Source organism: Micrococcus sp. M4NT (assembly GCF_033790745.1).
GTDB lineage: Bacteria > Actinomycetota > Actinomycetes > Actinomycetales > Micrococcaceae > Micrococcus.
In genome coordinates this window covers 142956-160002 of record NZ_JAMYEH010000005.1, presented here as the reverse complement: position 1 = coordinate 160002, position 17047 = coordinate 142956, and the positions used below count along the sequence as shown (strand labels likewise).

18 protein-coding genes and 1 other RNA gene are annotated in these 17047 nt (G+C 73.4%); 11 read left to right on the top strand and 8 right to left on the bottom strand.

All coding sequences use genetic code 11. The annotated features are described in order from the left end of the window. Nucleotides 1-289: 289 nt before the first annotated feature. Entirely contained in the window at nt 290-1123 is an 834-nt protein-coding gene (locus tag NJC10_RS05080; RefSeq protein ID WP_319074983.1) for an AzlC family ABC transporter permease, read from the top strand. Continuing rightward, nucleotides 1120-1479: a branched-chain amino acid transporter permease gene (locus NJC10_RS05075; RefSeq protein WP_248115038.1), complete on the top strand. Its 360-nt coding sequence runs from the start codon at nt 1120-1122 to the stop codon at nt 1477-1479. Before NJC10_RS05080 ends, NJC10_RS05075 begins: the two co-directional genes overlap by 4 nt. Nucleotides 1480-1570: 91 nt before the next feature. On the opposite strand, the gene NJC10_RS05070 is transcribed toward NJC10_RS05075, so the two are convergent. Then, nucleotides 1571-2956, bottom strand: coding sequence for a YncE family protein (locus NJC10_RS05070; protein WP_319074981.1), 1386 nt, complete (start codon nt 2954-2956; stop codon nt 1571-1573). 287 nt (nt 2957-3243) lie between these two features. On the opposite strand from NJC10_RS05070, the gene NJC10_RS05065 reads away from it, so the two are divergent. The 3 genes from NJC10_RS05065 to gndA all read left to right on the top strand — a co-directional run bounded on the left by NJC10_RS05065 (nt 3244) and on the right by gndA (nt 6556). Continuing rightward, complete coding sequence (locus tag NJC10_RS05065) at nt 3244-3747, top strand: hypothetical protein (protein WP_248115036.1); 504 nt, start codon at nt 3244-3246, stop codon at nt 3745-3747. Nucleotides 3748-3950: 203 nt separating this feature from the next. Beyond that, the gene (gene ppk2 / locus NJC10_RS05060) at nt 3951-4865 is read left to right on the top strand and encodes a polyphosphate kinase 2 (protein WP_248115035.1); all 915 of its coding nucleotides are present in this window, start codon (nt 3951-3953) and stop codon (nt 4863-4865) included. Nucleotides 4866-4945: 80 nt separating this feature from the next. Further along, nucleotides 4946-6556: an NADP-dependent phosphogluconate dehydrogenase gene (gndA, locus tag NJC10_RS05055; protein ID WP_319074978.1), complete on the top strand. Its 1611-nt coding sequence runs from the start codon at nt 4946-4948 to the stop codon at nt 6554-6556. Between the two features lie 72 nt (nt 6557-6628). Here gndA and epsC read toward each other — a convergent pair whose 3' ends face one another. The 3 genes from epsC to msrA form a co-directional block, all read right to left on the bottom strand. Then, complete coding sequence (gene epsC, locus NJC10_RS05050) at nt 6629-7216, bottom strand: serine O-acetyltransferase EpsC (RefSeq protein WP_319074977.1); 588 nt, start codon at nt 7214-7216, stop codon at nt 6629-6631. Nucleotides 7217-7277: 61 nt separating this feature from the next. Beyond that, complete coding sequence (cysK, locus tag NJC10_RS05045; protein WP_319074976.1) at nt 7278-8213, bottom strand: cysteine synthase A; 936 nt, start codon at nt 8211-8213, stop codon at nt 7278-7280. A 69-nt stretch (nt 8214-8282) separates the two neighbouring features. Then, nucleotides 8283-8861 (bottom strand): peptide-methionine (S)-S-oxide reductase MsrA, encoded by a 579-nt coding sequence (msrA, locus tag NJC10_RS05040; protein WP_319074973.1) that lies wholly within the window; start codon nt 8859-8861, stop codon nt 8283-8285. A 103-nt stretch (nt 8862-8964) separates the two neighbouring features. Here msrA and NJC10_RS05035 point away from each other — a divergent pair, with 103 nt between their 5' ends. The 3 genes from NJC10_RS05035 to NJC10_RS05025 all read left to right on the top strand — a co-directional run bounded on the left by NJC10_RS05035 (nt 8965) and on the right by NJC10_RS05025 (nt 11712). Next, nucleotides 8965-9906: a Nif3-like dinuclear metal center hexameric protein gene (locus NJC10_RS05035; RefSeq protein WP_319074972.1), complete on the top strand. Its 942-nt coding sequence runs from the start codon at nt 8965-8967 to the stop codon at nt 9904-9906. Continuing rightward, nucleotides 9903-10637: a DNA-binding protein gene (locus NJC10_RS05030; protein ID WP_319074971.1), complete on the top strand. Its 735-nt coding sequence runs from the start codon at nt 9903-9905 to the stop codon at nt 10635-10637. Before NJC10_RS05035 ends, NJC10_RS05030 begins: the two co-directional genes overlap by 4 nt. 127 nt (nt 10638-10764) lie before the next feature. Continuing rightward, a complete protein-coding gene (locus tag NJC10_RS05025) occupies nt 10765-11712 on the top strand; it encodes a reverse transcriptase-like protein (protein WP_319074970.1) in 948 nt (315 codons plus the stop codon). A 7-nt stretch (nt 11713-11719) separates the two neighbouring features. Here NJC10_RS05025 and NJC10_RS05020 read toward each other — a convergent pair whose 3' ends face one another. Further along, a complete protein-coding gene (locus NJC10_RS05020) occupies nt 11720-12526 on the bottom strand; it encodes a peroxide stress protein YaaA (protein ID WP_319074969.1) in 807 nt (268 codons plus the stop codon). Nucleotides 12527-12678: 152 nt separating this feature from the next. Here NJC10_RS05020 and NJC10_RS05015 point away from each other — a divergent pair, with 152 nt between their 5' ends. Further along, nucleotides 12679-12993 (top strand): hypothetical protein, encoded by a 315-nt coding sequence (locus tag NJC10_RS05015; RefSeq protein WP_248115017.1) that lies wholly within the window; start codon nt 12679-12681, stop codon nt 12991-12993. 162 nt (nt 12994-13155) lie between these two features. On the opposite strand, the gene rnpB is transcribed toward NJC10_RS05015, so the two are convergent. Then, nucleotides 13156-13539: RNase P RNA component class A (rnpB, locus tag NJC10_RS05010), an RNA gene on the bottom strand. A gap of 144 nt (nt 13540-13683) precedes the next feature. Between rnpB and NJC10_RS05005 the strand changes: the two genes are divergently transcribed. Continuing rightward, nucleotides 13684-15129 (top strand): glyceraldehyde-3-phosphate dehydrogenase, encoded by a 1446-nt coding sequence (locus tag NJC10_RS05005; RefSeq protein ID WP_319074968.1) that lies wholly within the window; start codon nt 13684-13686, stop codon nt 15127-15129. Between the two features lie 82 nt (nt 15130-15211). On the opposite strand, the gene def is transcribed toward NJC10_RS05005, so the two are convergent. Both def and NJC10_RS04995 read right to left on the bottom strand, forming a co-directional pair. Next, on the bottom strand, nt 15212-15844 hold the full coding sequence (def, locus tag NJC10_RS05000; protein WP_319074967.1) for a peptide deformylase: 633 nt from the start codon (nt 15842-15844) through the stop codon (nt 15212-15214). Between the two features lie 93 nt (nt 15845-15937). Continuing rightward, a complete protein-coding gene (locus NJC10_RS04995) occupies nt 15938-16639 on the bottom strand; it encodes a Crp/Fnr family transcriptional regulator (RefSeq protein WP_319074966.1) in 702 nt (233 codons plus the stop codon). A 163-nt stretch (nt 16640-16802) separates the two neighbouring features. Between NJC10_RS04995 and NJC10_RS04990 the strand changes: the two genes are divergently transcribed. Then, nucleotides 16803-17030, top strand: coding sequence for a heavy-metal-associated domain-containing protein (locus NJC10_RS04990; protein WP_036381311.1), 228 nt, complete (start codon nt 16803-16805; stop codon nt 17028-17030). Nucleotides 17031-17047 lie beyond the last annotated feature (17 nt).

The window sequence follows — 17047 nt, the reverse complement described above, 5'->3', positions numbered from 1 at the left end:
GGCTTCCACGCGGTGGTTCTCCTCGTCTGTGGGCCGCCTCCGGACGTGACAGGACCCCTCGGCGTTCGGCTCGCGAGAGGTCCAGGGTGGTGCGGCACATCCGGTGGTGGAGGCCCGGCGGCGCGCTGCGCGGGCGGGCGGGTGTCATCAGCAACCGTAGCGGGTGGTCCGCCCCACCGCGCATTCCTCGGGAGGTGGCCCTGCGGGGCATCACCCGCGCCGCGCCGTCTCGTCACCGTGCGTCGTCGCGGCGGAGGGAGCGCACGGGCTGTGGCACGCTGGGCCGACCATGAGTGAGGTCACACCGTCATCGCGCGCGGCGTCCGGCGCGCCGGACGCCCCGCCGTCCCGCCGCGCCGAGGTGGCCGAGGGGATCCGCCTGTCCGGGCCGGCGGGGCTGGGACTGGTGCCGCTGGGCGTGGCCTTCGGGATGCTCGTCGTGCAGGCCGGCCTGCCTGGGTGGACGGCCCCGCTGCTGTCCCTGGTGGTGTTCGCCGGCTCGGTGGAGCTGCTCATGGTGAGCCTGCTCGTCGCCGGGACGTCCCTGGTGGGGATCGCCGTGACCGTGTTCCTGCTCAACTTCCGGCACGTGTTCTATGCGTTCAGCTTCCCGCTGCGTGTGGTGCGGAACCCGTTGGCGCGGCTGTACTCGATGGGCGGGCTCATCGACGAGGCCTATGCCATCACCGCCGCCCATCCCCGCGGCTGGACGGCCCCGCGCCTGCTCGCCACCCAGATCAGCCTCCACCTGTACTGGGTGGCCGGCGGTCTCGTGGGTGTCGCGGCGGCGGGGCTGCTGCCGGCGCCGGTGGAGGGCCTCGAGTTCGCGCTCACCGCGCTGTTCATCGTCCTCGCCCTCGACGCCGCCCGCACCCGCCGCCACGTCCCGCTCGTGCTCGCTGCGGCGGCCGCCGTCGGGGTGGGGCTCGTCGTCGCGCCGGGCGCGCTGCTGGTCGCCTCGTTCCTCGGGTTCGCGGCGGCGCTGGTGGCGGCGCACGTCGCCGCCGAGAGCGGCGTGGCCCTGCCGCTGCCGGCGGTCCATGCGCTCGGCGCCCCGGCTCCCCGGGCCGCGGGCGGGGAGCCGGGCGGGCCCACAGGGGCGGACGGGGAGGGGGGACGATGATCGACGGGGCCGTGCACCCCGGGTACATCGTGGCGGCGGCCCTGGTGTCCGGCGGCGTGACCTTCCTGCTGCGAGCCCTGCCGTTCGCCCTGCTGCGCCCGCTTCGCGAGTCCGGACTCGTGGCCCGCCTGGCCGTGTGGATGCCCGCCGGGATCCTGACGATCCTCGCGGTCGTGATGATCCTCGACTCCGCCGCCCTCGCCCCCGGCGACCCGGTCGACTGGCCGCGCATCCGCTGCGCGCTCGCGGCGAGCGCCGTGACCGTGCTCGTCCACCTGCTCGGCGGGCGGCGCACCCTGCTGTCCATCGGGGCGGGGACGCTGGCCTACGTGCTGCTCGTGAACCTGGCCCTCTGAGACGCCCGCCGAGCGGGACGCCGCCGACGTCGCCTGCCCAAGGAGGCCTCTGCCCGGCCGGTCCTCTCCGGTGCGACCGGCCGGGTCGCGGTCAATTCCCTGCGGTGTCGGTCGAGGGCTGCGCGGAGCCGCCGGCACCCGGGCCGACGCCGTCGGTGTCGTCGTAGACGTCGAGGGTGCCGCCGTAGTTGGCCACCCAGACCTGGCCGGTGGGCTTGTCGTAGGTGACGCCGACGGTGTTCTCGCCGGCCGGCTTCGTGTCGAGGATCTCGAGGGTCTCGGCATCGATCTTGGTCACCGTGGAGGCCTCGTAGTTGACGACGTACAGCGCCGTGCCGTCCGCGGAGATGTCCATGGAGCGCGGCTCATCCCCGGCCGACGCCGTGGCGAGGACCGTGCCGGTCGCGGCGTCCAGCTTCACGATCTGGTCGGCGCCGGCGACCGTCATGTAGAGGGTCTTCCCGTCCGGGGACAGGGTGAGGTGGCGCGGCTGGGGGCCGGTGTGCAGGACCACCTCGGCGGTGCCGGCCTCCAGGTCCACGCGGAAGAGCTTGTCCGCCCACATCGCGGTGACGTAGGCGGTCTTGTTGTCCGGCAGCACGACGGTGCCGCGAGGCATGGTGTCCAGGGGGATGGTGTGCTCGGTCTCCCCGGACCCGGTGTCGAGGACGGACAGGGTCGCGTCGCACCAGTTGGCGACCAGCAGGCGGGAATCGTCGGGGGACAGAGCCACGTACTTGGGCACCCGGCCCACCCGGTAGGCGGCGTCCCACTTCTTGTCCTTCACCGAGTACCGGTACACCAGGGAGGGGGCGATCGCCGAGCCGGCGGTGCAGTTGTCATCCGGCTTGGTGCCCGTGCCCACCCCGCCGGTCAGCTGGTAGTTGGTGACATAGGCGTACTGGCCGTCCTGGGTCCACGCTGCCTCCACCGGGGAGCCGCTGACCACGCCGGACAGACCGTCGATGCCCATCGTGTCAGTGTCCACGGTGTCCTCGAGGGTCTGGACCACCTCGCGGCTCCGGGTGTCGAGGAGCATGACGTTGTGCCGGTACATCATGTTGTTGGCGATCACGAGCCCGTGCTGGTTGGAGACCACCGACTTCGACGACAGGCCGGGGTCCTTGATGGTCTCCACGTGCGTCAGCGTGGTGGTGTTGGACGCCGGGAAGTCGGCCGGATCCTCGGAGGCCGACTCCTCGGCCTGGCCCTGCGCCTCACTGGTCTGGCCACGGGTGGAGGCGGCTGCGCCGGCGTCACCCTTCCCGGAGCCGTCGTCCTGGGTGGCGGAGGCGCTGGCTCCCTGCCCGTTCTCCGTCTGCCCGCCGTCCGTGCCGGCGCAGCCGGTGAGCAGCAGGCCCACGGCGAGCAGCGCGGCGGGCCGCAGCGCCCGGGGGCGGGCGGCGTCGACGCCGCGCGGAGCACGAGCGTCGGCGGCGATGTCGGCAGTCTCGTGGACGCGGTGCAGTCGAGGCATGGGGGGTCTCCAAGGGTGAGGTGGTCGGTCGGCACGTCCGACGGCGTCGCCGAACACAGCTCAATCATAGCGAGACGGCAGGGGCGAAGTGCCCTGGGTCTCGGTCCGACCCACGTCCTCCAGGAGGGTCGGACCATGCCCCAGGAGGACAGTCCCGAGCTCAAGGCCCACGCGGGTGCGGACGATGCGCCAGGCGATGGCGGCGGCCGCCGGGGCGACCGCCGGGGCGCCGTCGTCCGCGTAGGGTGGGAGGCCCCACCCCGCACGTCCCCCTGAAGAGGTGCCCCATGTCCGCCACGCCCCTCGGTTTCTGGAAGCTGCCCGCCGACGCCCAGGGCCGCGCGCGCCATCTCGCCATCGTGAGCGCACCGGAGGCCGCGCAGACGCTCCTGCTCCTCAACGACGACGGCGGCTGGCGCCGCCTGGCCGTCTTCCAGGACGAGCTCGCCGGGCGGGCCGCCGCGCGCACGGTGGACGCCCTGCTGCAGTCGGTCACCTACCTGCGGATGGGCGGGACGGACGTGCTCGACGGCGCCGACACCGCCCGGCCCGGCGTCGAGTGGGCCGGCTATGAGAAGGACTTCGAGGAGGACGACCTCGCGCAGGGCCGCGAGGTGGACGCGCGGGCCCGGCTCTGGATCCTCCCCGCCGTGGACGGTGCGAGCGTCGGCCTCAAGCTCCCCGGTCACGCGCGCTACGACGATGCGGTGGCCGAGTTCGCGGACGTCGACGCGGCTCGGGCCGCCGTGGCGGCCGTGGACGAGCTCGTCGGAGCCGTGCGCCGGCGCTGACCCTGCCCGGGCCGGCCGCTGTCGCCCTTCGACGGAGCGGCAGGGTTCACCGGCTGTTCATCTCGCGGGACGACCCACTCCACGGCCGTGTCCGGGCCCCGGACCATAATGGGAGCCAGAACGGTCCGCGCGAACCCCGCGCCGGAGCCCCGGAGCGGCGGCGCCGCCGCTCCGCGACCTCACCCCACCGAAGGAGAAGGCCCATGGAGCTGCTGCAGCCCGACGCCCCCCGCGAGAACCTCCGTGAGTTCATCGACAAGCTGCGGGACGGCGGCTACACGGTCACCGACGGTCACACCAACGACCCGGACCTGATCGACCCCCAGGGCCGCGCCGTGGAGACGTGGAAGGAGGACTACCCGTACGAGGAGCGGATGTCCCGCGAGGAGTACGAGCTGGAGAAGTACCGCCTCCAGATCGAGCTGCTGAAGCTGCAGTACTGGTCCGAGGACACGGGCCAGCGCCACATCCTCGTGTTCGAGGGCCGGGACGCCGCCGGCAAGGGCGGCACCATCAAGCGCTTCACGGAGCACCTCAACCCCCGCATGGCCCGGGTCGTCGCGCTCAACAAGCCCTCGGACCGCGAGCAGGGCCAGTGGTACTTCCAGCGCTACATCCAGCACTTCCCCACGGTGGGCGAGATGGTGCTCTTCGACCGCTCCTGGTACAACCGGGCCGGCGTCGAGCGCGTCATGGGCTTCTCCACGGACGAGCAGTACCGCCGCTTCATGAACCAGGTGCCCCTGTTCGAGAAGATGCTGGTGGACGACGGCATCCACCTCACGAAGTTCTGGTTCTCCGTGACCCAGACCGAGCAGCGCACCCGCTTCGCGATCCGGCAGATCGACCCCGTCCGCCAGTGGAAGCTCTCGCCCATGGACCTCGAGTCCCTGGACCGCTGGGAGGCCTACACGGACGCCAAGGAGGCGATGTTCCTGCACACGGACACGGACCACGCCCCGTGGATCTCCATCCGCTCGAACGACAAGAAGCGCGCCCGGCTCAACGCCATGCGCTACTTCCTCACGCAGTTCGAGTACGAGGGCAAGGACCACGAGGTCGTGGGTGAGCCGGACCCGCTGATCATCCGCCGCGGCCGCGACGCCGTCGGGGACTGACCCTCGGCCGCTAGGCTGGCGGGGGCGGGCGGGACTCCGCCCCCGCACGCATCCACCCCCGCACAGGAGGCTCCTCAGGCATGACCGAGCAGACGACCACCGCCCTCGCCGGCACCGCGGACATCGGCGTCACCGGGCTCGCAGTGATGGGGGCCAACCTGGCCCGCAACTTCGCGCGCAACGGCTACACCGTGGCCCTCCACAACCGCAGCCGCGGCCGGACGGACCAGCTCGTGGCCGAGCACGGCCACGAGGGCGAGTTCGTGGCCACGGGCTCGCTCGAGGAGCTCGTCGCCTCCCTCGCCGTGCCGCGCCGCGTGCTGATCATGGTCAAGGCCGGCGCCCCCGTCGACGCGGTCATCGACCAGCTCGTGCCCCTCCTGGAGGAGGGCGACATCGTCATCGACGCCGGCAACTCCCATTACGAGGACACGCGCCGCCGCGAGGCCGCGCTCGCCGCCCGGGGGCTGCACTTCGTCGGCGTCGGGGTCTCCGGCGGCGAGGAGGGCGCGCTGAACGGGCCCGCCATCATGCCGGGCGGCCCGAAGGAGTCCTACGCCGCGGTCGGCCCCATGCTGGAGCGGATCGCCGCCCAGTACGACGGCGAGCCCTGCTGCGCCTGGGTCGGCACGGACGGCGCCGGCCACTACGTGAAGATGGTCCACAACGGCATCGAGTACGCGGACATGCAGGTCATCGGCGAGGCCCACGACCTGCTGCGCCGCGTGGCCGGCATCGAGCCCGCCGCGCAGGCCGCCGTGTTCGATGCGTGGAACCGCACCGAGCTGTCCTCCTACCTCATCGAGATCACGGCCGAGGTGCTGCGCCAGACCGACGCCGCCACGGGCCGCCCGCTGATCGACGTGATCGTGGACGAGGCCGGCCAGAAGGGCACCGGCCGCTGGACCGCCATCTCGGGCCTCGACGTCGGCGCGCCCGTCGCGGCGATCGCCGAGTCGGTCTTCGCCCGCTCGCTCTCCTCGCAGCGAGAGGTCCGGGAGATCGCCCGCGAGACCCTCGTGGCGGGCGTCGACGGCGCGGGCGTGGCCGACGGCGCGGGCGTGGCCGACGGCGCGGGCGTGGCCGACGGCGCGGGCGTGGCCGACGCCGACCGCGAGCAGTTCGTGGAGGACGTGCGCCAGGCGCTCTTCGCCTCCAAGCTCGTGGCCTACGCGCAGGGCCTGGACATGCTCTCCGCCGCCGCGGCCGAGTACGGCTGGTCGCTGGACCTCGGCACCATCGCCTCCCTGTGGCGCGACGGCTGCATCATCCGCGCCGACCTGCTGGACGTCATCATGACGGCGTTCGGCGGCCGGGACACCGACCGCCACCCCGAGCCGGGCACCCGCGCGGAGGGCCAGCCGCTGAACCTGCTGTTCGCCCCCGAGTTCACCCGCGCGATCGCCGACGCGCTGCCCGCGTGGCGCCGCGTGGTGGGCGCCGCGATCTCCGCCGGCGTGCCCGTGCCGGTGTTCTCCTCCGCCCTCGCGTACTACGACGGCCTGCGCGCCGACCGCCTGCCCGCCGCCCTCATCCAGGGCCAGCGCGACTTCTTCGGCGCCCACACCTACCGCCGCACGGACCGCGAGGGCTCGTTCCACACCCTGTGGTCCGGGGACCGCACGGAGGTGGACGGCGACGACGTGCCCGTCGTCATGCCGCAGCCCGCCGAGGGCGACCCCACGGCCTGACGAGTCACGCCGCGGAATCGGCCGCGCCCTGCACCCCCGAGCCGGGGGTGCAGGGCGCCGTCATGAGCGGGCTCAGATGTAGAGGGCCGGCTCCACGAACTCGGCCGGGTCCACGAGGGGCACCGTCTCCTCCTTGCACGAGCGCAGCCGGTACGTGGCCGGGATGCCGGTGGCGATGGCGTCCGCCGGGGTGTCCTTCACGACGACGGCGTTCGCGCCCACCGCGGTGCCCTCGCCGATCTCCACGGGGCCGAGGATCTTCGCCCCCGCGCCGACCACCACGCCGTCGCGCAGGGTGGGGTGGCGCTTCACCCTCTCGAGCGAGCGGCCGCCGAGGGTGACGCCGTGGTAGAGCATCACGTCGTCGCCCACCTCGGCGGTCTCCCCGATGACCACGCCCATGCCGTGGTCGATGAAGAAGCGCCGGCCGATGGTCGCACCCGGGTGGATCTCGATCCCCGTCAGGGCGCGCGTCGCCTGGGAGAGCACGCGAGCCGGCGTCTTGAGGCGGTCGTGGCGCCACATCCGGTGGGCCACGCGGTGCGACCACACGGCGTGCAGCCCCGAGTACACGAGGGCCACCTCGAGATCGCCGCGCGCGGCCGGGTCGTGGCTGCGGACGGTGGCGATGTCTTCCTTCAAGCGGGAGATGAAGCCCAAGGGGTCAGGCCCTTTCGGTGACGGGGGAGCGGGGTGCGTGCGCAGAGGAGGGCGGCGGCGGTCAGCCGCGGATGTCCTCGAACAGGGGCGTGGAGATGTAGCGCTCGCCGAAGTCGCACACGACCGCGACGATCAGCTTGCCCTCGCTCTGCGGCTTGGCGGCCTCCTTCAGCGCGGCGGAGACGATCGCGCCGGTGGAGATGCCCCCGAGGATGCCCTCCTTGCGGCCCAGCTCGCGCGCGACCTCGAGGGACTCCTCGAAGGAGGCGGCGTACACCTCGTCGTACAGCTCGGTGTCCAGGATCTCCGGGACGAAGTTGGCGCCGATGCCCTGGATCTTGTGGGGGCCGGCCTTGCCGCCGGAGAGGATGGGCGAGTCGGCCGGCTCGACCGCGATGAGCTTCACGTCCGACTTCTGCTCGCGCAGGTAGCGGCCGGCGCCGGTGATGGTGCCGCCCGTGCCCACACCGGCGACGAACACGTCCACCGCGCCGTCCGAGGCGTCCCAGATCTCCGGGCCGGTGCCGGTGTAGTGCGCCTGCACGTTGGCCTCGTTGGCGAACTGCTGCGCCCAGATGGAGTTCGGGGTGGTGCGGACGATCTCCTGCGCGCGCTCGAGGGCGCCGCGCATCCCCTCGACGCCGGGGGTGAGCACGATCTCCGCGCCGAAGGCCTTGAGCATCACGCGTCGCTCCGTGGACATCGTCTCGGGCATCGTGAGGATCACACGGTAGCCGCGGGCGGCTCCCACCATGGCCAGGGCGATGCCGGTGTTGCCGGAGGTGCCCTCCACGATGGTCCCCCCGGGCGCCAGCGCGCCGGACGCCTCGGCGGCGTCCACGATGGCGGTGCCGATGCGGTCCTTGACCGAGTTGGCCGGGTTGTAGAACTCCACCTTGACGGCCACGTCGCCGGGCAGGCCCTCCGTCAGGCGGTTGAGACGGACGAGCGGCGTGCTGCCGACCGCCTGGGTGATGTCGTCGAGGATGCGGGCCATGGGGGACCTCCTGAGTGAGTGGAACGGGGTGGGACGGGTCGGGACCAGGCTATGCCGGGGGAGCGGGACTCAGCCCTCGGTGAGCCACGCGGCGTATCGTCGGCGGACGCGCGCGAGCTTCGGGTCGATGACCACCTGGCAGTAGCCGTTGCCGGGGCGACGGGTGTAGAAGCCCTGGTGGACGTCCTCGGCGGGGAACCACGGACCCGCGGGCTCGACGGTGGTGACGATCGGGCGATCGTAGTTCTCCTGCGCGCGGGCGACCTCGCGCTCGTAGAAGCGGGCCTCCTCCTCGTCGCGGGCGAACACCGCGGAGCGGTACTGCGTCCCGACGTCGTGGCCCTGGCGGTTCAGCGAGGTCGGGTCATGGCCCGTGAAGAAGAGGTCCATGATCACCTCGGCGGGCACGACGGCGGCGTCGAACCGCACGCGCACGGCCTCGGCATGGCCGGTGGTCCCGGTGCACACGGCCTCGTAGTCCGGCGCGGGAACGTGGCCGCCCGTGTACCCGGACTCGACCTCCAGGACGCCCCGCACGCGGCGGTACACGGCGTCGAGGCACCAGAAGCACCCTCCGGCCAGCGTGAGCTCGCGGGGGTCGGCGGGCGCGGCGGTGGGCTCGGGCGAGGGCGGTTCGAACGCGGTCATGTCCGGAGACAGCAACCCCGCTCCCGGGTTCATTCCCGCGCCCGCCGACTCGAGCGGGCGGGAGGGAGTGCGGGAGGGGGCGGCGGTGGTCCATCATGACCCCATGACCGGTCAGCGCACAGCTTCCCACAGCCCCCTCTTCGGCGAGCGGCGCGGACCCGACCGGCGGGCCGCGGACGACGCGGCGCCCACGCTCGCGGAGGTGCTCGAGCACGTCGAGCGGCTCTGGCCCCGTTCCCTCGCCGAATCCTGGGACGCCGTGGGGCCGGTGGCCGGCCGACCCGAGGCGCCTGTGCGGCGCATCCTGTGGGCCGTGGACCCCGTGCGCACGGTGGTGGACGAGGCCGTGGAGGCCGGTGCCGACCTCGTCATCACGCACCACCCCCTCCTGCTGCGCGGGGTGACCAGCGTGGCCGCCACGGGGCATGGTGCGGCGTACAAGGGAGAGCTCCTCCACACCCTGATCGAGCACGGCATCGGGCTCGTGGCCGCCCACACCAACGCGGACTCGGCCGTGGGCGGAGTCTCCGACGTGCTCGCCCAGGCGATCGGCCTTGAGGACCTGCGGCCACTGCAGCCGTCCGGGTCCGGCACGGACGCGGAGGGCATCGGCCGCGTCGGCGTGCTGCCCGCCCCCGTGAGCCTCGCGGAGCTGGCGGGCCGTGTGCACCGGGTGCTGCCCGGCGTCGCCGGCGGGGTGCGCGCAGCCGGGGACGCCGAGGGCGAGGTCCGCACCGTGGCGGTGTGCGGCGGTGCGGGGGACAGTCTGTTCGACGCCGTGCGCGCGAGCGGGGCAGACGCGTACGTGACCGCCGACCTGCGCCACCACCCGGCCTCCGAGGCGCGCGAGGCCGCCCGTCTCACGGGCGGCCGCCCGTTCCTGGTGGACGTCTCCCACTGGGCGAGCGAGTGGCTGTGGCTGCCCGTGGGCGCCCGCGCCCTCGAGGAGGCCCTGCACGCGGCGGGCCGCACCGTCGAGTCGATCGTGTCCACCCGGGTGACCGACCCGTGGGACTACGTCATCACCGAGAGGAACGCACCGTGACCGCTCTGACAGCGCCCCCCGCCGTCCAGGCAAGGCTCCTGGAGCTGCAGGACCTGGACACCCGGATCCTCCAGGCCAGGACCGCGCTTGCGCGCCTGCGCACCGACGCCGAGCACGCAGAGCGCCAGGAGGCGGCCCGCGCCGCCGAGGCGGCGCTCGCGGACGCCACCGCCGCGTCCGAGGAGGTCGACCGGCAGGCGGCCTCCGCCTCGGAGAAGGCCGCGGCCACGCGCGCCCGCCGTGACCGCACCCGGGAGCGGCTCGCCGCATCCGGCACCTCCTCCCGCGACCTCGAGGGCCTGGCCCATGAGGAGCAGACGCTCGAGGCCCTCCTGGCGGAGCATGAGGAGGCCGCCCTCGTGGCGATGCAGTCGGCGGACGCCGCCGAGCAGGCCGTCCGCGCGGCGCAGGCGAGCCTGGCGGAGGCCCGTCACGCCGTCGGCGAGCGGGTGGCCCACCTGCGCGCCACGGGCCAGCAGGTCACCCTCGAGGGGCGCGAGCTCACGGCCCGCCGTGTCGCCCTCGCGGGCCTGCTCCCCGCCCCGCTCCTCGCCCTCTACGAGAAGGCCCGCGAGGCCAACGGGGGCATCGGGGCCGCGCGCCTCATGGGACGCTGCTCCAGCGCGACCGGCATGGAGCTCTCCCCGGCCGACATCGCCCGGATCACGGCGCTGCCGCCCGAGGCCGTGGCGCGCTGCCCGGAGTCGGGCGCGATCCTTGTGCGCGGCTGAGCTCGCCGACGTCGGCGGGGTTCTGCACGGTGCGGCGCAGCGCTGCCCGGCGCGTGCCGACGCGCCCATCAGTACAGTGGAGGGTCGGCGCGCCGCCCGGCGCGCCCGGTGAGACGAGGAGGCCGTGGTGGCGGAACGAGTCCTGCAGGTGGAGGCCGACGGCGGCTCCCGCGGCAACCCCGGCGTGGCCGGCTACGGCGCGCTCGTGCGCGACCCCGCCACCGGCGAGGTCCTCATGACGGACGCGGCGCCGCTCGGCAGGGCCTCCAACAACGTGGCCGAGTACTCGGGCCTCGTGGCCGGTCTGCGGATGGCGGCGATGATCGACCCCACCGCGCGCGTGCACGTGCTCATGGACTCCAAGCTCGTGGTCGAGCAGATGTCCGGGCGCTGGAAGATCAAGCACGAGGACATGCGCCGCCTCGCCGCCGACGCCCGGGCGATCGCCCCGGCGGGCCGCGTGACGTACGAGTGGATCCCGCGGGCCAAGAACAAGGACGCCGACCAGCTCTCGAACGAGGCCATGGACGCGGGCGCGCGCGGCGGGTCCTGGGACGCCGGCGCCTCGAAGATCGCGGTCGCCGCGCCGCGGGCCGACGCCGACGAGCGCGCCGCCGCCCCGGAGGCCGCCGCGGACGAGCGTGCCGACGCCGCTCCCGCGACGGACTCGGGACCGCGTCCGACCGGCTCGCTGCACCACGTGGAGGTCTGGGTGGCGGACCTGGACGCCGCGACCCGGACCCTCGGCTGGCTGTTCACCCAGCTCGGCTACGTCCCGCACGGCGGCTGGGACGAGGGCCAGACCTACCAGGGTGCTGGCCACTACCTCGTGCTCGAGGCCGGGCCGGACGTGAGCGGCGGGGCGCACGAGCGCACCCGCCCGGGGCTGAACCACCTCGCCTTCCAGGCCGGTTCCCGCGCCCGCGTCGACGAGCTCACCGCCGCTGCGCGGGAAAGGGGCTTCCGTCTCCTGTTCGCGGACCGCCACCCCCATGCCGGCGGGCCCGACCACTACGCCACCTACCTCGAGACGGCCGACGGCTTCGAGGTGGAGCTCGTGGCCACGGGGGACTGAGCCGGCGTCAGGACTCGGGCAGCACCACGCGCAGGGAGCCGGCCCTCGCGTCCGTCGGGGCGTCGAGCTCCACCTCCCACCGCGGTCCGCCGTCGCCCGCCCCGGCCGCGGCCACCACGTCCGCCGCGCGCTCCGGCGTGGACGCGGCGCGGGGTCCCGCCTCGAGCAGCGCGCGGGCCACGAGGCCGCGGGTGTGCTTGGCGAAGTGGGAGACCACGGTGCGCCGACCCTCGCGCAGCTGCAGCACGTCCACGCCCACGGTCCGCGCGGCCGGGGCCTTCCAGAGGGCGGCGTAGCCCCCCGAGCGGCAGTCGACCACGGGGCCGCCGGCGCAGTCGGCCAGGGTGTCCAGGGCGGGCGTCAGCCGGGGCCGCCACCACGCGGCCAGGCCGGGCATCTCCGGCAGTCGCGCCCCGGCCGACAGGCGGTGGGCGGGGATGCGGTCCGCGAGGGCGGTGGCGCCGAAGAGCGCCGAGAACACCAGGACGTCCGTGCGGGCCCGCCGCTTGGCGGCGGGGGAGAGCGAGGCGTGGTCGAGGGCGTCGAAGAGCACGCCCGTGTACACGCGGTGCCCCGGCGCCGCGGGGGCGTCCCGCAGGGTGCGGTTCGCGGCCACCTCCGCCGCGAGCGACGCCCCGACGCCGAGCAGCTCCAGTGCGTCCGAACGCGCGGACGCCGCGGCGACGCGGTCCAGCAGCTCCTCGCGTGCGCCCGAGACGTCCGGCGAATCGGCGAGCGCGAGGGAGGCGAGGTCCAGGGGCGCCCCCGAGCGGGGCGGGGTCTTGCCCTCGGAGGGCGGCAGCAGGATCAGCACCGGTCCAGCCTAGTCAGCAGGACCCGTCGCCGGCCCGTCCGCCCACGGCGATTCCCGCCCACCCCGGTGGGCTCCGTCGTCGCGGACTGGCAGAGTGGGGGCGGACGGTCCGCAGACGGCGGGCCGGCGCCGCGACGAGCCCGGGAGGCCCCATGGAGACGATGGCCGTCTATGCGTGGGTCTTCCCCGCCGCCCTGCTGGCCATGGCCGCCGCGATCGCCGTCGGCGTGCGCTCGAGCGGACGCACGCGCACCCGCTCTTCGGAGGTGGAGACCCGCCTGCGGGAGCGCACCTTCACGGGCGCGGACCGGGTGAGCCTGGAGTGGCCGCGGGACCGCCGTCGGCCCACGCTGGCCACGGTCGTCTCCCTGGGCGAGATGTACGGGTACGGACTCGTGGACCGCATCGAGCGCGAGCACGTCATCGAGCTCCGCTTCGAACGTCTCCGCGACGACGACGCCCTCTGAACCGCCGCCCCGTTCCCCGATTCCAGGAGCCCCCGTGGAGATCCTCATCGCCCTCGTCGGCGGACTGCTCGTACTGTTCTTCCTCGCCGTCACGGTGTTCGGCGTGGCCAAGGCGCTGCAGCGTCGGAACCGGGCGCGCGCGGCGCGCCGGGGGATGGATGAGGGGACGGACCAGCTGTAAGCCGGGTTCTGTGTCCCCGCGCGGGTTGCCCCCCGCGGGGTGACGGCCATCCATCTGGGCCCGCCATTGCTGACGGGCTCGAGCGGCCAACCCGGACGCTGGGGCGAGCAGCCCTCGTGACGCGCCCTGTTCGGCCTTGCACCGGATGGGGTTTACCTAGCCGACCCCGTCACCGGGGCCGCTGGTGGTCTCTTACACCACCCTTTCACCCTCACCGCCGCGCCGAGGCGCGGAGGCGGTCTTCTCTCTGTGGCACTGGCCCGCGGGTCTCCCCGGGTGGGCGTTGCCCACCATCCTGCTCTGCGGTGCCCGGACTTTCCTCGCGCCCGCTCATGGAGCGGGCACGCGGCCGTCCGCTGATCCGTCCCGGCCTGCCACTCTACCCGCCCGGACGCCCCGGGCCCGTGCGCGCGGGCGGCTCCGCATAGAATGGGCGGTGTCCGCGGACGACGAGGTCCCGGAGGGTCCGTGCCCGCACGTGCCCGCACAGGCTTGAAGGAAGGACTCCCGTGGCAGACACCGCCTCGACCCAGACCCCCGAGTGGAACACGCAGCAGGAGCTCGCCGAGAAGATGGTGCCGCTGCTGGGCAGCCTCTACCGCGAGCACAACGTGGTCACCAGCATCCACGGGCGCACCCTCGTGAACCGCGGCGTGATCGACATCATCAAGGCGCACCGCTTCGCCCGTCGCATCGACGAGACCGTGCTCCCCGTGGAGGAGACGTACGCGCTGGTCCAGGGCCTGTCCTCCATGGATCTCGGTGCCGCCTCCGTGGACCTGGCCAAGCTGGCCGCCAAGTTCAAGAAGCAGGGCGGTGACCTCCAGGCCTTCCTCGACGCCGAGTTCGCGGACGTCAAGGGCAAGGGGGGCGAGGGCCTCGGCCGCGCGCAGGACGTCGTGCTCTACGGCTTCGGCCGCATCGGGCGCCTGCTGGCCCGCATCATCCTCGGCCAGGCCGGGGGCGGCTCCGCGCTGCGCCTGCGCGCCGTGGTGGTCCGCAAGAACTCGGACGACGACCTGATCAAGCGCGCCTCCCTGCTGCGCCGCGACTCCATCCACGGCGCCTTCGAGGGCACCATCACCGTGGACGAGGCCCGCAACGTCATCACCGCCAACGGCACCGAGATCCAGGTCATCTACTCGAACGACCCGACCACCGTGGACTACACGTCCTACGGCATCGAGGACGCGATCGTGGTGGACAACACCGGCCGCTGGCGCGACGACGAGGGGCTGTCCCAGCACCTCCAGGCCAAGGGCGTCAAGAAGGTCCTGCTCACCGCCCCGGGCAAGGGTGAGATGAAGAACATCGTCTACGGCGTGAACTCGGACGACATCCTCCCCGAGGACACCATCATCTCGGCGGCCTCCTGCACCACCAACGGCATCACCCCGGTGCTCAAGGTCATCCAGGACGAGTACGGCATCGACCACGGCCACGTGGAGACCGTGCACGCCTTCACCAACGACCAGAACCTGACGGACAACTTCCACAAGGGCTCTCGCCGCGGCCGCGCCGCCGGCCTGAACATGGTCATCACCGAGACGGGCGCCGCCAAGGCCGTGGCCAAGGCGCTGCCCGAGCTCAAGGGCAAGCTCTCCGGCAACGCCATCCGCGTCCCCACCCCGGACGTGTCCATGGCCATCCTGAACCTCGAGCTGAAGACGCCCACCTCGGTGGACGAGCTGAACGACCGCCTGCGTCAGGAGTCCCTGACCGGCGAGCTGCACAGCCAGATCGACTACATCGACTCCCCGGAGGTCGTCTCCACGGACTTCGTGGGCTCCAACCGCGCCGGCATCGTGGACGGCCTCGCGACCCTCGTGAACAACGCGGGCAAGAACGCGATCCTCTACGTCTGGTACGACAACGAGTACGGCTACTCGCACCAGGTGGTGCGCTGCGTGAAGAAGATGGCGGGCCAGGACCTGCCGGTCTTCCCCCAGGCCTGACCCGCCGCTGACCGACGGCCCGTCCCCGCAGGGGGGACGGGCCGTCGTCGTGTGCTGGCCGGGCTGGCCGTGGAGGAGAGGCTCAGGCCTCGTCGGCCCCGTGGTCGCAGTCGGGGCCGTGCTCATGGTCGTCGGCGTCGTGGCCGAAGGGGTCCTCGTCCGTTCCGGGCAGCCACGTCACTCCGGGCACGTTCATGCGCTCGGCCCGCTGTGCGCGCTTCCAGCGCCGCTGCCACTTCCCCTCGAGCCGGTTCACGTAGAGGGTGCCGTTCAGGTGGTCGTACTCGTGCTGCATGATGCGCGCGAACCAGCCCTCGGCCTCGAACTCGAACATCTCGCCGTCCACGCGCTGGCCGGACAGGCGCACGCGGGTCGGGCGCTGCAGGGGGAAGCCGAGCCCGGGCACCGAGAGGCAGCCCTCGCTGTCCTCGTCCGGGTGCGGGTCCTCCTGCGGCGCCTTGTCCAGGTGGGTCAGCACGGGGTTGATCACGTGGCCCACGTTCGGCGCGTCGCCGGTGTCCGGGAACGTCCACGTGAAGATCCGCAGCCCGACCCCGACCTGCGGGGCGGCCAGGCCCACGCCGTGCGCGGCGTCCTGCGTGAGGTACATGTCCTCGATCAGCTCGCGGATCTCGTCGTCGATCGCTTCCACCTCGGCCGCGCGCCTGTGCAGTACGGGCTCGCCGTAGACGGTGATGGGACGGATGGAGGCCATGGCGCTGCGCTTCCCGGCCCGGGCTGCGGGCCTGCGTGGGTCGGGGACGGGGGAGTGTCCAGCCTACCGCCGGGGACACCACGACGAGGGCGGTCACTCCGCGGCAAGCGCCTCCAGCGCATCCGGGTCCAGCAGCGTCACCCGCGGGCCCTCGATGGCGATCAGGCCGTCGTCGGCGAGGCGGCGCAGCCCGCGGCTGAACGCCTCGGGGGTGGTGCCCAGCAGTGAGGCGACGTCCTTCTTCGGCGCGGCCAGCACCACAACGAGGTCGGCCTCGTCCCGGACGGCCGGCAGGCCGAGCAGATGTCCGGCGATCCGCGCGGTGACAGGCTGACGCTCCCAGGCCAGCCGTTGTTCAGCCTCGGCCAGGCGGACGGCCAGCGTCCGCATCACGCGTCCCCCGATGCCCGGATGCTCGGCCAGGAGTCGGGCGACCTCGGCATGGGAGAAGGTGCACAGGCGGGTCGCGACCACGGCGCGCGCCCCGTGCCGGGCCGGCTCGCCCGTGAGGAACTCGTGCTCGCCCACGGAGTCGCCGGGCTCGACCATCCGCACCACGCGTTCCCGGCCGGTCGCTGAGCCGAGCGTCAGCGCCAGGCGGCCGGTGTGCACGACACACAGGCGGTCCGTGCGGTCGCCTGCCAGATGCAGGGCATCGCCGGCCTCGAACACGATCGGCCGCGCCAGGGCGGAGACCCGGCGCAGCTGTTCCAGGCCCAGCCCAGTGAACAGCGGGACCCGGGCCGCGCACGGCTCTGGTTCATCCACGGGGATGAGGGGCAGGTCGATACGCACACCATCAGCCTCCCACACGGCGGCTTGACCGCGGTCAAGGCGTACCCGCCGTCCCCTTCGTAGCGTCAGTGACATCCCCGGAGGACGGGGATCGGACCGGGCGCCCGCCCCGTCCGCTCAGCCTCACCGGCGGCCGCGCCGGTGACGACCGACTGGAGTGACCATGACCCCCACCACGCACACCCTGCTCCGCGCCGAGGGCTTCAGCTGCCCCTCGTGCGTCCGGAAGATCGAGAAGGCCCTCGACGCCCTGCCCGGCGTGACCGGCGCGCAGGTCCACTTCGAGACCCAGCGCATCGAGGTCGACCACGACCCGCAGACCACCACTGCCCAGGACCTCGTCGAGGCCGTCGCCAAGGTCGGCTACACCGCCCGGCCGTCGGCCTTCTGACACCGCCCCGCCCCCGA